Raw genomic sequence first — 14,156 nt, forward strand, 5'->3', positions numbered from 1 at the left:
CACGAACGCACGATGACCCAGACCTGTACCGGCTGCGGTGCCCAGGCGCCGCCTGACGCTTCCTTCTGCCCGCGCTGCGGCCGTCGGCTGGCGAGTCTGTGCCCGGCGTGCGGTTGCGCATGCGACCCGGACTTCGCGTTCTGTCCGCGCTGCGGTGCGCGACGCGAGTCCAACGCCGCGCCGCTGGTCGCACCACCGCCATCGCCAGCAGCAATTACGACAACGCCCGCAGCAGCGCCAGCGACCGAGACCGCCGACCACGAGGCCGACCGCCGCCAGGTCACCATCCTCTTTGCCGACCTCACCGGCTTCACCTCCCTGGCCGAGCGGCTCGACCCCGAGACCGTGCGCAGCTTCCAGAACGCCTTGTTCGAGACGATGGCCCAGGCCATCGCCCACTACGACGGCTTCGTCGAGAAGTTCGTCGGCGATGCGGTGATGGCCGTGTTCGGCGCGCCGCGCGCGCACGAGGACGACCCGCTGCGCGCCATCGAGGCCGCGCAGGAAATGCTGCAGGGGGTGGAGCGCCTGAGCCAGCGCTGGGCCGCGCGACTGGGCCGTGGCGTGACGCTGCACATCGGCGTGCACACCGGCGCCGTGGTCGCCGGCAGCCTGGGCAGCGGTGCGGGCGGCACCTATGCCGTGACCGGCGACACGGTCAACACCGCATCGCGCCTGCTCACGGCCGCGGAGCCCGGTACGGTGCTGGTGTCGGAGGCGACGCAGGCCATGGTGCGGCACCGCTTCGACTTCGACGCGCCCGCCGAACTGGCGCTGCGCGGCAAGGCGCAGCCGATGCGGGTGTATCGACTGGTCGGCCTGCGCAAGGACGAGGCCTCCGCACGCGGCCTGGCCGACCTGGGCCTGGCCGCGCCGATGGTCGGGCGCGGCGATGCCATCGAAGGCCTGCTGGCCGCGTTCGACCGCATGCAGCAGGGCCGGGCGCAACTGGTGACGCTCACCGGTGAGGCGGGGGCCGGCAAGTCTCGACTGCTCGCCGAACTGTTCGCGCGGCTCGCGGATGACCCGCGCCTGGCCGCCACAGGTGTGCGCCGAACCACCTGCTCGCCACTGGGCGAACCGACCTACGGCGCCTTTGGCGCATTGTTCCGCGATGCCTACCGCGTGGAGGCCGGCGATTCGCTGGACGTGGCCCGGCGCAAGCTGCAGGAAGGCTTGCTGGCCCTCGGCGCCGATGCCGACGAGGCCGCAGCGGTCGCGCAGGTCATCCATTACCTGCTCGGCATCCAGGAAGGCCGCCCGCCCGATATCGAGCCCGAGCAGTTGCAGCGCCAGATCTCGCTGGCCGCGCGCGCCTTGATCGAACGGCGGCTGTCGGCGCAGCCGCTCCTGCTCGTGATCGACGACCTGCAATGGGCCGATGCCGCATCGTTCGGCCTGCTGCGCGAAGTCGTGGACCACTTCGCCGACCGGCCGCTGATGCTGCTGGTCGCGCAGCGCCCCGACGCACGAGCGCTGCTTGTCGCGCGGGCCGAGCCATCAGCGGTCGCACTCGGTCCGCTGCGCGACGACGAGGCCCGCGAACTGGTGAACCATCTGCTCGGCGCGCCAGAGGGCGACGACCTCGCGGCGGTGCGCGACCTGGTCGCGGCGCGCGCCGGTGGCAATCCGCTGTTCGTCGAGGAGATCGTCCGCAGCCTGGCCGGTGCCGGTGTGCTGGCGCGCCAGGGCGACCGGTGGGTCTGCGAGGCGGCGCACGATGCGCTTGACGTGCCGCAGACGCTCTACGGCCTGCTGCTGTCGCGCATCGACCGGCTCGGCGCGGAAGATCGCCGCGCCTTGCAGGAGGCCGCAGTGCTGGGCGCCCGCTTCAGCCCCGCGCTGTTGCGGCGCATCGCCAGCGAACCGGTGTTCATCGATGCGGCGCTGGCCCGGCTCGCCGCCGCCGACCTGGTCCGCGCCGGCGCGACGGAGGCCGCGGACTGGCGCTTCACTCACGCGCTGCTGCATGACGTGGCCTATCAGAACCTCTTGCTCACGCGGCGCACCGAACTGCATCACCGCGCCGGCCGCGCGCTCGAAGCCGTGACCCGCATCGCGGCGGAACAAGACGCCGATGCCACGGCGGGCGCGCCTGATGAAGCACGCAGCAGCAGCCCGCGCCGGCTCGCCGAACTGGAGGCGCTCGGCCATCACTGGAGCCTGTCGCCGGACAAGGCCCGCGGCGCGCACTACCTGCTGGCGGCGGGCGACTGGGCGCGCGGCGTGTATGCCAACGACGATGCGCTGCGCCACTACGAGCGCGCCTTGTCCACCCTCGCCGATGCGCTGCCGGAAACGCCGCAGGCCATCGCGCAGATTGACGCCGCCCGGCTCGATGCGCGCGAACGCCTGGGCGACCTGTTCGGCCTGCAGGGCCGGCGCAGCGAAGCGCTGGCGCACTACGACGCGGTCAGGCAGGCCATCGAGGCACGCGATGAACCCGTGCGCAGCGCGCGCGTCCTGCGCAAGATCGGCGGCCTGCACTGGGAGGCCGGCGAACGCGAACGCGCCGGCGCCTGTTTCAGCGCCGGCCTGGCGCGCCTGGGCGAGGGCGGCGACCCCATCGAGCGCGCTCACCTGTTCCAGGAGATGGGCCGCCTCGCCTTCCGCGCCGGCGACAACGCCACCGCCCTCACGCTCGCGCAACGCGCGCTGGCCGAGGTTCCCGCCGACGCCGACACCGACGGCGCGGGCCGCACGCGCGAAGCGATCGTGGTCCGTGCCGCGGCCTGCAATACGCTGGGCGTCACGCTCGCGCGGCTCGGTCGGCAGGCGGAAGCCGTGCAACAGATCGAGCTCAGCGTCGCGCAGGCGGAGGCCCACAACCTGCTGCAGGCCGCCTGCCGCGGCTACACCAACCTCGGCGTGCTCTATGCGACGCTGGACCCGCAGCGCAGCATCGACACCTGCCTGCGCGGCCTCGCGACCGCGAAGAAGGTCGGCGACCTCGGCTTCCAGTCGCGCCTGTATGCCAACTTGGCCGTCGCCTATTGCGCGCTGACCAACCGCTGCGAGGACGAGGGCATCGAGGCCGCGCGCGCCGCCGCCAGCCTGGACCGCCGCCTCGGCCTGCTCGACCACCTGGCCGTGCCGCTGATCGTGCTGGGCCAGATCTACCAGTGCCACGGCGACTCGGCGAAGGCTTTCACGTCTTATACGGAAGCGTTGCAATTGGCCGAGCAGATCGACGAGCCGCAATTGCTCTTCCCTTGCTACGATGGATTGGCTACCCTGTACCTCGACGCGGGACGCCCGGCCCAGGCCGAGGGCTGGTTCCAGAAGGCCCAGGCGGTCTGCGAACGCGCCGGCCTGGAGCCCGATGCGCTGATGGTGCTTCCGTTCCTCTGCTGACGTTCCTCTGCCGAATTTGCGAAAGGAGTCGACATGACTGCTGCAATGACGCAACCCGTGGGGCCGGGCCAGCCGGCGCCCGATTTCTCGCTCCCGGCGGTGGCCGGCTCCGACACCATTTCACTGGCCGACTACCGTGGGCGCAGCCCCGTGTTCCTCGCGCTCATGGTCGGCCTGTGGTGCCCCTTCTGCCGACGGCAACTGGCCCAGATCAGCGGCTACGAAGGCAAGCTGAAGGCGCTGGGCGTCGAAAGCCTGGCCGTCGTCGCCACCGACCCCGAAAACGCGCGCATGTACTTCAAGTTCCGGCCCACCAGGCTGCGCCTCGCGTCCGACCCCTTCCTGTCGACGCACCGCGCCTTCGGCGTGCCCAAGCCCGAGCCGAGCCCGGAGATGCTGGAAGCGCTGGAGCAGATCATCGTCAATCCCTTTGGCGACCTGCCCGAGCCGATGCCCATCGTGGCTGCCGCCAAGGCGATGGACCGGATCGACGGCTACGTCCCCACGCCGAGCGACCAGGGCGATGTCGATCGGCAATGGCCGCAACTGAAGGCGCTGTTCATGATCGACCGCGAGGGCATCGTGCGCTGGGCCTGCATCGAGTGCCAGGACGAAGGGCTGGCCGGCATCGGCAAGCTGTCGTCGGAAGAGTCCATCATCGAGGCGGCACGCACGCTGCTGCACTGAGCTCGCTCACTGCACGCTGCCTTCCGCCGCCAGCCCCGCCGGCCGGGTGCTGGCCGCGACCATCGCTTCCAGCCGCTGCCGGTCGGCGATCAGGCGGCCGGCCACCAGCGACACGACCTGGAAGCCGAAGGCCGGGTTCTGGAAATACAGCTCCCGGAAGGTGTGCTCGTCGATGCGCAGCACCGTGCACTTGGTGACGCAGCGCGCCGTCAGCGTGCGGCGCTTGTCGGGTGCGAAGAAGGCGATCTCGCCGAACAGCCGGCCGGGCTCCATCTCCTGACGGATCTCGACGAACTCCATGCGGCCGTCGGCCAGAAAGTACAGGTGCGAGGCCTCGTCGCCCTTGCGGAACAGCACCTGTCCCGCGCGCAGGCGCTGCTTGCGCATGTAGGGCCGCAGCCAGACGCCAGAGAGGTCGCTCTGCTCGGCCGCCTTCGTCACCTGCCGCGTGAGCCGCGCCATTTCAGCGAGGCGCCAGATGTTGATCGGCAGCAACGCGCCGTGCAGCAGGATCATGATGAAGGCCGGGTGCAGCGCCCCGTAGACCAGGAAGCCGACATTGCCCGCCACGGCCAGGTAGCGCAGCGGGATCATGGTTTTCACGAAGGAGCTGACCACCACCAGCAGCCCGGCGATGCCCGCCGCGAAGAGCGCGATGGTGCCCGAGGTCGTAGCGAGCGCGGTCTCCAGGCTATTGGTGGCAAGCGCGTACAGGTCAGGCATGGCCATGCGAGTTCCTCGTTGAGCACTTCAAATGTGCCACAGGCGGACGTTTGACCGTGAGGGTGTGGATGCTGATACTGGCCCTGCGCCCGCACCCGGACCTATCCCATGGCCATGCCAATGCGGAGTCGCCGCCGATGCCATGACCGATCCCCCCGTCAAGCACAGGCTCACAGCCATCCTCGCGGCCGACGCCGTGGGGTTCTCGCGCCTGATGGCGATGGACGAGGGCGCCACCGTCGCGGCACTCGATGCGGCACGCGCGCTGTTCCGGCAGCACGTCGGCGCGCACCATGGGCGCGTCGTCGACATGGCGGGCGACTCGGTGCTCGCGGTGTTCGATGCGGCCACCGCCGCGGTCGATGCCGCGCTGGCCGTGCAGCAGGCGCTGGCGCTGGCGACGCAGCCTGTGGCGGAAGACCGGCGCATGCGCTTTCGCATCGGCGTGCACCTGGGCGACGTGGTCGAGAAGGCGGACGGAACGGTCTATGGCGACGGCGTCAACGTCGCCGCGCGGCTGCAGGCGCTGGCGGACCCTGGCGGCATCACGGTGTCGGAGGCCGTGCGTGGGGTGGTGCTGGGTCGGGTCGATGCGCGCTTCAGGGACCGGGGGGAGCAGCAGCTCAAGAACATCGCCATGCCGGTCCATGCGTATGCCGTCGCGCTGGGAACGGTCGATGCCGCTGCGGACCCGGCCCGGGTTGCAGCCAGGGAAGCGCCACCGCTTGCGCAGCGCCCGCCGCCCCGCGCCGCCGCCCTGTTCGTGGGCCGCAGCCAGGAAATCGCGCAGCTTGCCAAGGCGCTCGACAGCGCGCGCCGCGGACAGGGGCAGGTGGTGCTGCTGGCCGGCTCCGGCGGCATGGGTAAGACGCGCCTGGCGCAGGAGATGGCCGCGCGCGCGGAAGCGCAGGGCGTGTCGGTGCTGTGGGGGCGCTGCCTCGAGGAGCCCGGCGCGCCGCCGTACTGGCCCTGGCGCCAGTTGATCCGTGGCTACCTGCGCGCCGGCGGCGATCCGCGCCCGGCCGAGACGCTCGGCGCCGGCCTGCCCGACATCGTCAGCATCGTGCCGGAAGTGGCCGAGTCCGTGCCGCTGCGGCCCGCCGCGGCCCATGCCGAGGCGCTCGACACCGCGCAGTCGCGCTTCCAGCTGTTCGACGCCGTGGCCGGCTTCTGGCGGCGCGCGGCCCGGCGCATGCCGCAGGTGCTGATCTTCGAGGACCTGCACTGGGCCGATGCGACCTCGCTGCGCCTGTTCGCCTTCCTCGCGACGGAACTGGAGGACAGCGCGCTGCTGCTGATCGGCACCTACCGCGACACCGAGCTGTCGCGCCAGCATCCGCTGTTCGACACGCTCGGGGAACTCGCGCGCTCGCCGGTGCTGCGCCGCATCGAGCTGGCCGGCCTGAGCGAGCGCGAGACGCAGGAGTTCATCGCGGCGGCGAGCGGCGGCCTGGCCGGCGCGCAGCTGGCGGACGCCATCCACGCACGCACCGAGGGGCATCCGCTGTTCCTCGAAGAGACGATGCGCTTCATGACCGAGACGCGCACGCCGAATGCCCCCGGGTCGATGGCCGAGCTGCTGCAGAAGATTCCCACCGGCGTGCGGGAAGTGATCGGCAAGCGCCTGAACCGCCTCAGCGTGCCGGCGTCCAGGCTGCTCTCCATCGCCGCCTGCATCGGCCGCGTCTTCGAGCTCGACCTGCTGGCCGGACTCGACACCGACAAGTCCGAGGACGAGGTGCTCGTGGCGCTGGAAGAGGCCCTGGCCGTGCACCTCATCGAGCCGGTGCCGCACTCCCGGCGGTTCCGCTTCAGCCATGCCCTGATCCGCGAATGCATCTACGACGAGATGCTCGGCCTGCGCCGTGCGCGGCTCCACCTGCGCATCGCGGAGATCCTGGAAGCGCGGGACGGCGCCGACCGCCCGGCGGTGCTGCCGCAACTGGCCTACCACTTCAGCGAAGCCGGACCGGGCGCCGCCGCAAAGGCGCTCGCCTATGCCCGGCAGTCGGCCGAACATGCGGCGCAGCTGCTCGCTTTCGAGGAAGCCGCTCGCCTCTACCGGCTGGCCCTTCACCTGCAACAGCAGCACTTCGGCAAGGACGCGGCCGAGCGTTGCGGCCTGTTGCTGAAGCTGGCGGAGGTCGAGATGCTGCTCGGCGCCGGCGAGCCCGCGCGTGCCGCCTGCCTGGAGGCCGCCGGCCTGGCGCGCGGCCATGGCCTGGCCACGCTGTTCGCGCAGGCGGCCATGGGTTTCGAGCTCAGCAACGTCGAGTCCGCGCGATCGGGCGAACTGTCGGTGGCGCTGCTGCTGGAGGCGCTCGCGCTGCACCGTGCCGACGACCCGCTGCGCGTCGAACTGCTGGCGCACCTCTGCCGCGCCTACGTCTACTGCAACCTCGCCGACGAGGCCAAGGACGCGCACCGCCGCGCCGTGGCGCTCGCGCGGCAGATCGGCGACCGGCAGGGCCTGTGCCTGGCCCTGACCTCGATCGCCGCGGGCGTCTATTGGCCCGACCAGTTGCGCGAACACCTGGCCGCTGCCAGCGAGGCCTGGGGCATCGCCGACAGCCTGAACCTGCCGCGCCACCTGCTGCGCCTGCTGCCGTACTTCCTGATGGACCTCATCCGCATCGGCGACGTGGCAACGCTGGCCCGCGTGCGGGCGCATGGCCTGCGCAGGGCGCAGGCAACGGGGGCGCTGCACGAGCAGGCGATCTGCAACTACGTCGAAGGCGTGATCGCCATCAGCGAAGGGCGCTTTGCCGATGCCGAAGCCTGGGCCGGCAAGGCGCTGGCGATCGGCCGCCGCGCCAACGAGGCACTGGCAGTCGGCGTCTACGGGATGCAGATGTTCTGCCTGCGCCGCGAGCAAGGCCGCCTGCGCGAGACCTTGCCGCTGTTGCAGCACTTCGTGCGCACCACGCCCCAGGCGCAGACCTGGGTGCCCGGCCTGGCCGTGCTGTATGCCGAGCTCGACATGCGCGCCGAATGCGAGGCGCAGTTCGAAAGCCTGCCATGGGACCGCGCGCTGACGAGTGCGATCGATGCCAGCACGATGACGGTGATGATGTTCGCGGCCGAGGTGTGCGTCTACCTCGGCGACGCCGCGCGCGCCGCGGTGCTGTACCCGGTGTTGAAGGGCTATGCCGGCGCCAACCTGGTGGCCGACTCGGGCGGGCCCTGCCTCGGCTCGGCCGACCGCCTGCTCGGCGGGCTGGCCATGGTGATGCGGCAATGGGTGGTGGCGCAGCGCCACTTCGAGGCCGCGCTGGCGATGGACAGCCAGACCGGCTCGCGCACCTGGCTCGCGCACAGCCGCTTTGCGTATGCGGTCATGCTGCACCGGCGGGCGCTGGCCGGCGACACCGACCGCGCCCGAACGCTGCTGGCCGAGGCACAGATGGAGGCCACCGCGCTCGGCATGCAGGCGCTGAAACAGCGCATTGCGGCATTGGCCGACACCTTCGCCGCGCCGCCGCCCGTCCTGCCCTGCGGCCTGACCGAACGCGAGCTCGGCGTGCTGCGGCTGATCGCCATGGGCCGCAACAACCGCGAGATCGGCCAGGTGCTGCAGATCAGCCCGAACACCGTGGCCAACCATGTGCGCAGCATCCTCGAGAAGACCTATACGGCCAACCGGACGGAGGCGGCTGCGTTCGCGCGTCGGGAGGGCTTGCTCAATGAGTAGCCTCGGCCACGGCCTCCTCGGCGGGATGGATGTTCTGGTTCACCCGGAACAGGTTCTCCGGGTCATAGCGGCGCTTGATCTGCGCCAGCCGCGGATAGTTGTCGCGGTAGGCCGCGCGGATGCGCTCGTCGCCCTCGTCCATCATCATGTTCACGTAGGCGCCGCCGGCCGAGTAGGGATGCAACGCGTCGAAGTAGTTCTTGGTCCAGGCGGTGATCTTCGGCGCGTCCTGCGGGTCGGGGCTGACGCCGACAACCACCTCGGCCCAGTTGGCATGGCGGTAGGCGAAGGGCGTGTCGGACGACTTTGCACGGTGCGCCGCGCCGTCGATCGGGTAGAGGTGCATGGTCGACTGCCCCGTGGGCATCTGCGCGCCCCAACACGCGTGCTCGGCAATGGCCGCGTCCGACAGCTCGTTGACGAAGTCGGCGCGCCAGTACCACTGGTGGCCTGGCGGATAGAGCCCGTCGAAGGCGCCGTTCAATGCGGGGAAGGGCATCGGCTGCACGCCGTGCAACAAGGGGGAATTGAACTCGGCCACCGGCTTGAACACCGCGTCGGCCTGTTCAAGCGGACCGGTGTAGCACCAGATCACGCCGCACACCGGCCGCCCGTGCAGCGCCTCGGGGAATGGCGGGACCGGCGGCACCGAGGTGAAGGCGAAGAAGCCGTTGAGGTCTTCCGGCGCCGAGGTGATGAAGTCCCGATACCAGCGCAGCACTTCGGCGGACTTGTCCAGGTCCCAGAAGGTCGGCCCCGCGACCACCATCGACACCGGATGCAGCCGGAACACGAAGGAGGTCACCACGCCGAAGTTGCCGCCGCCGCCGCGCAGCGCCCAGTACAGGTCGGGATGCGATTCGGCGTTGGCCGTGACCAGCGAGCCGTCGGCCAGCACCACGTCGGCCTCGAGCAGGTTGTCGATGGTGAGCCCGCACTTGCGCGACAGGTGCCCGATGCCGCCGCCCAGCGTAAGCCCGCCGACGCCGGTCGTGCTGATGATCCCGCAGGGCGTGGCCATGCCGAAGGCGTGCGTCGCATGGTCCACGTCGCCCCAGGTGCAGCCGCCTTCGACGCGCACGGTGCGCGCCTGCGGATCGACGCGGATGCCCTTGAGCCCCGCCAGGTCGATGACCAGCCCGTCGTCGCAGGTGCCGAGCCCGCCGCCGTTGTGCGCGCCGCCGCGCACCGCCAGCAGCAGCGCATGGTCGCGCGCGAAGTTGACGCTGTGGATGACATCCGCCACATCGCGGCATTGCACGATCAGGCGCGGGGTGCGATCGATCATCGCGTTGTAGACCTTGCGCGATTCGTCATAGTCGGCGTCGCCGGCCTGCACGACGCGTCCGCGCAGCGTGGCGGAAAACTGGGCGATGGACTCGGGGTTGAGCATGATGTTTCTCCGGTAGATGGCGCGTTCGTCTGAACGCTGGACCACGCTCCCGTTGTACGCATCACGCCGCAGCGCCGGAATAGTCAGTTCTGACCACCGGGGGCGGTCGAGCGAACTATCGGGCTGCTCAGGCCGCTGCCGCGAGCATCCGCTCCGGATGGAATTGCGAGACCTCGATGATCACGTCGGCGGGCACGTTCGCGCGCCGCGCCGCATCACGGATCGCTTCCGGACTGGTGGCCTCGTACAGGCAATAGGACTTGCGCTTGTCCGCGCTCAGGAACGAGAACAGCCAGTTCACGCCTTCCTCGCCATTGATCTTGGTGATCGCGGTGACGCCATCGACGTCGAGTTCGAGCTGCTCGGCGAAGTTGCGCTCGATGAGAAACAGGGGCATGGGACCCTCCGGGACCGGGTTGGCCTCCCTCGTCTGGCGACGCCACGTTAGCGGGCCCCCCGGCACTTGGCAATTTGCCGAAAAGCGTAGCGTCCCCTGCGGAGGGTAGACCGAAAGGCGAGCCCCCTACACCTAGAAATCCACCAGGCTCAACCCCACGCTCAACACCGTGCGCTTGCGGTTGTAGTCCACCAGCGTGTCGCCATAGCCGTGGAACAGTTGCGTATGGAAGCGCAGGTTGCTCTTGGCCGGGTCGCCGATCACCTTGAACCATTCGAGCCGGATCGAGCCCTTGCCGTCGCTGCGCAGGTTGTTGCGCAGCGTGGCCGACACCAGGTTGTCGCGGTTGATGTTCCAGCTGCCAGTGAGCTCGGCGCGGCCGATGTAGTCCTCGATGTCAGGGTTGTCGTCAGTGGCGACGCTTTCGTTGATGCGCTTCCAGATGCGGCCGGTGAGGGTGAAGCGTTGGTCCAGCTCCACGCCCGCCATCAGGTAGTAGCGGTTCCAGCTGCGCGACAGGGGCAGGCTCTGGCCGTTCGAGTTGTGCGCGAGGCCCAGCCCCGCATAGCGCCAGCGCCAGCCGCCGGGCAAGGCCACGTCGGTGGGATAGACGTACATCATCTCGGGCTCGTGGTCGGTGGTGCGGAAGGGGCGCGAGATGTCGGCATTGAACACCTGCCAGGTCGACTGCTGCGAGTAGGCGAACCACAGCGAGTCCTTCTTCTCGGGATCGTTGCCGGTGAGCAGGCCCTGCGCCAGCTTGGTCCGCATCGACAGGCCGATGCGCATTTCCTGCGCCTGGTAGGGGACGAAGGTGCCGGTGTGGCCCTCGGCCGGCGACGTGGGAATCTTGGGCTTGCCGTCGGCGATGGCCAAGGACACATCGAGCGGGCGGTAGCCGCGAAAGGTGAAGGTGCCGCAATCCGAGCCCTTCTCCAGTTCCCAGAAGCGCGACAAGGTCGAGTACTGCCGGTCGCGACAGCCTTCCTCGGAGGACACGCTGACCACGCGGGTGGCCGGCACGCTGGCATCGACCGGCGCGGGCTGCGTGGCCTCGAGCACCGGTGGCGCGGCGGGCACGGCCGCGGCCGGCAGCGTCTGCTGCTGGGCCCAGCGGTCGAAGCAGGCCAGGCGCGCGTCGTTGTTGTTGGCCAGGCGCTGGCAGGCCTGCCAGGTCAATTGCGATTCAGACAGGGGGCTGGGCGGTTGCTCTGCGGCCTGCGATGAAATAGAGCTGAGGCCCAGCACCGCGAAGAACGCGGGCAGGGCCATTGAAGGCTTGGTCATTGTTGAGTCGAAGGCGACGTGTTGCCACGCGCGGATGAAAGCTTGCGCAGCACGAAATGCGTGCTGCTCTCGTCGGCGGACTTGCGCCACGTTCCTTCGAAGACTCTCCCACACGACCCCGGCTGCATGCTGCCGGACCAGACCGCGTTTATGGCATGGCCATCGTCCGACTGATCGATGCTCAGCAGGCCCTCGTCGTCGATGTCGCCGGCAATCTGCGAGGGCGCCTGCGAGCCTTCGCGCGTGACGGTTCCGCGCACGCCGGCATAGTCCGGGTGCCGCGCCATCTCGACGATGGCTGTGCCAAGCTGGCCGTCGATTTGCAGTTCCCAGCGGCCGAACAGGGCTTCGAGCGGCAGTGATTGCGTGTCCGGGGGACACATGGGGGGAATGGGTGCCGACGGCATCGGCGCATCGACCTGTGCCGCCGCGCCCGTCCATCCAGCGCAGGCGATCGCGAGGATCGCCAACCAACGCACGCCGGTCATGGCGCGGCGGCGGCAGCCGACGCTGCGGCGCCATCCGCCGCGCGCTTGGCGAATTCGGCGCGCAGGGCCTTGAGCTTTTCCCGCGGGTCTTCCTTGGCGGTGGTCTTGTCGAGCGCCATCTCGGCGATGAAGCGGCTCGGGATGGCCTGCACCATCTCGCGGCCCTTCTTGCGCTTCTTGGTCCAGCTTACGGCCAGCGTGCGCTGTGCGCGCGTGATGCCCACGTACATGAGGCGGCGTTCTTCCTGAAGCCGTGTCAACGTGTCGTCGCTGATCTTCTCCTGGCGACCGTTGTCGTCGTCGAGCTTGAAGGGCAGCAGCCCTTCGGTCACGCCGATCAGCATCACGTGCGGCCATTCGAGGCCCTTGGACGCATGCAGCGTGGAGAGCGTGACCACGTTCTGGTCCTGCTCGCGCTCGCTGATGGTGGACAGCAGCGAGATCGTCTGCGCCACTTCCAGCAGGCTCTTGCGCTCGCTCACGACATTGGCGCCGCTGGTGTCGTCGATGGTGCCGCCGGCACGCTGCGTCATCCAATCGACGAACTCCAGCACGTTGGTCCAGCGCGCGGCCGCGGCCTGCTCGCTGTCCTCGCCGTCGTAGAGGTGCTTCTCGTAGTCGATTTCCTTGAGCCACTCCATCATGAAGGCGCGGGAGTCCTCGGCGCCGTGCGTGTGGCGCGCCTTGTATTCGAGCTCGTTGATGTAGCGGCCGAATTCGTGCAGGCCTTCGAGCGCACGCTTGGCCATCACGCTCGGCAGCGAGGAGCTGAACAGCGCCTCGAACAGGCTGATCTTGTATTGCGAGGCGAACCCGCCCAGCGCCTGCAGCGTCTGGTGGCCGATGCCGCGCTTGGGCGTGGTCACGGCGCGCAGGAAGGCCGGGTCGTCGTCCTGGTTCACCCACAGGCGGAACCAGCCGCACAGGTCCTTGATCTCGGCGCGGTCGAAGAAGCTCTGCCCGCCCGACACCTTGTACGGAATCTGCGCCTTGCGCAGCGCCTGCTCGAATACGCGGGCCTGGTGGTTGGCGCGGTAGAGGATCGCGAAGTCGCGGAACTCCTTGTGCTGCGAAGTCTCGCGCAGGCCCTGGATGCGGGCCACGGCGCGCTCGGCCTCGTGCGCCTCGCTGTCGGCATCGACGATGCGCACCGGCTCGCCTTCGCCGAGTTCACTGAACAGCGTCTTGGGGAACAGCTTCGGGTTCGGCCCGATCACGTTGTTGGCCGCGCGCAGGATGGCGCTGGTGCTGCGGTAGTTCTGCTCGAGCTTGATGACCTTCAGGTTGGGGAAGTCGACCGGCAGCTTCTTCAGGTTGTCGAGTGTCGCGCCGCGCCAGCCGTAGATCGACTGGTCGTCGTCGCCCACGGCGGTGAAGCGGCCGCGCTCGCCGACCAGCGCCTTCAGCACCTCGTACTGCGTGGCGTTGGTGTCCTGGTATTCGTCGACCAGCACGTGGCCCAGCGCGGCCTGCCACTTGGCGCGCACGTCGTCGTGGTCCTTCAGCAACTTCAGCGGCATGCCGATGAGGTCGTCGAAGTCGACGCTCTGGTAGGCCACCAGCCGCTCCTCGTAGCGGGCCATGATCCGCGCGATCACGCGCTCGTTGTCGTCGGCGGCCTGCGCCTCGGCCTGCGCCGAGTTCAGGCCCATGTTCTTCCACTTGCTGATGGTCCACTGCCAGATGCGGGCCGTGGCCGCATCGGTGGTGCCGCCGGCGTCCTTCAGGATCTTGGTGACGTCGTCGCTGTCCAGGATGCTGAAGGCCGGCTTCAGGCCGAGCACGGCGCCGTCCTCGCGCATCATGCGCACGCCCAGCGCGTGGAAGGTGCAGACCATCACATGCTTCGCGTCGCGCCCGATCAGGTGCTTGGCCCGCTCGCGCATCTCGGCGGCGGCCTTGTTGGTGAAGGTGATGGCGGCGATGCGCTTGGGCTCCAGCCCGATCTGGATCAGCCGGCCGATCTTCATCGTGATCACGCGCGTCTTGCCGGACCCCGCGCCCGCGAGGACGAGGCAGGGACCGCTCACATAGTTGACGGCTTCCTGCTGGGCAAGATTGAGACCGGAAGACATGGGGGGAGGGGGGACCAGACGGAAAGCGCGCAATGATACCGGCCGGCCCCTCGCAGTCTGG

Annotated in this window: 9 protein-coding genes; 3 read left to right on the forward strand and 6 right to left on the reverse strand. The window is 69.5% G+C overall.

Annotation, left to right across the window (positions count from 1 at the left end; translation table 11 throughout):
* Window positions 1–12 precede the first annotated feature (12 nt).
* Both HCU76_RS24535 and HCU76_RS24540 read left to right on the forward strand, forming a co-directional pair.
* Window positions 13–3,354, forward strand: coding sequence for an adenylate/guanylate cyclase domain-containing protein (locus tag HCU76_RS24535; protein ID WP_218510867.1), 3,342 nt, complete (start codon window positions 13–15; stop codon window positions 3,352–3,354).
* A gap of 33 nt (window positions 3,355–3,387) precedes the next feature.
* Window positions 3,388–4,041: a redoxin domain-containing protein gene (locus HCU76_RS24540; RefSeq protein ID WP_218510868.1), complete on the forward strand. Its 654-nt coding sequence runs from the start codon at window positions 3,388–3,390 to the stop codon at window positions 4,039–4,041.
* Between the two features lie 6 nt (window positions 4,042–4,047).
* On the opposite strand, the gene HCU76_RS24545 is transcribed toward HCU76_RS24540, so the two are convergent.
* Entirely contained in the window at window positions 4,048–4,770 is a 723-nt protein-coding gene (locus HCU76_RS24545) for a Crp/Fnr family transcriptional regulator (protein WP_213958588.1), read from the reverse strand.
* A 136-nt stretch (window positions 4,771–4,906) separates the two neighbouring features.
* Between HCU76_RS24545 and HCU76_RS24550 the strand changes: the two genes are divergently transcribed.
* A complete protein-coding gene (locus HCU76_RS24550) occupies window positions 4,907–8,455 on the forward strand; it encodes an AAA family ATPase (RefSeq protein ID WP_218510869.1) in 3,549 nt (1,182 codons plus the stop codon).
* On the opposite strand, the gene HCU76_RS24555 is transcribed toward HCU76_RS24550, so the two are convergent.
* The 5 genes from HCU76_RS24555 to HCU76_RS24575 all read right to left on the reverse strand — a co-directional run bounded on the left by HCU76_RS24555 (window position 8,445) and on the right by HCU76_RS24575 (window position 14,095).
* Window positions 8,445–9,848, reverse strand: a complete 1,404-nt coding sequence (locus HCU76_RS24555) for an FAD-binding oxidoreductase (RefSeq protein ID WP_218510870.1) — start codon at window positions 9,846–9,848, stop codon at window positions 8,445–8,447. The genes HCU76_RS24550 and HCU76_RS24555 overlap by 11 nt on opposite strands.
* 127 nt (window positions 9,849–9,975) lie before the next feature.
* The gene (locus HCU76_RS24560; protein ID WP_213958585.1) at window positions 9,976–10,245 is read right to left on the reverse strand and encodes a DUF4242 domain-containing protein; all 270 of its coding nucleotides are present in this window, start codon (window positions 10,243–10,245) and stop codon (window positions 9,976–9,978) included.
* 132 nt (window positions 10,246–10,377) lie between these two features.
* Window positions 10,378–11,532, reverse strand: coding sequence for a phospholipase A (locus HCU76_RS24565; protein ID WP_213958584.1), 1,155 nt, complete (start codon window positions 11,530–11,532; stop codon window positions 10,378–10,380).
* Window positions 11,529–12,020, reverse strand: a complete 492-nt coding sequence (locus tag HCU76_RS24570) for a hypothetical protein (RefSeq protein WP_218510871.1) — start codon at window positions 12,018–12,020, stop codon at window positions 11,529–11,531. Before HCU76_RS24570 ends, HCU76_RS24565 begins: the two co-directional genes overlap by 4 nt.
* On the reverse strand, window positions 12,017–14,095 hold the full coding sequence (locus HCU76_RS24575; protein WP_218510872.1) for an ATP-dependent helicase: 2,079 nt from the start codon (window positions 14,093–14,095) through the stop codon (window positions 12,017–12,019). Before HCU76_RS24575 ends, HCU76_RS24570 begins: the two co-directional genes overlap by 4 nt.
* Window positions 14,096–14,156: the final 61 nt, after the last annotated feature.

Origin of the sequence: Variovorax sp. dw_308, from assembly GCF_019207085.1 — a bacterium.
Taxonomy (GTDB): domain Bacteria; phylum Pseudomonadota; class Gammaproteobacteria; order Burkholderiales; family Burkholderiaceae_C; genus Variovorax.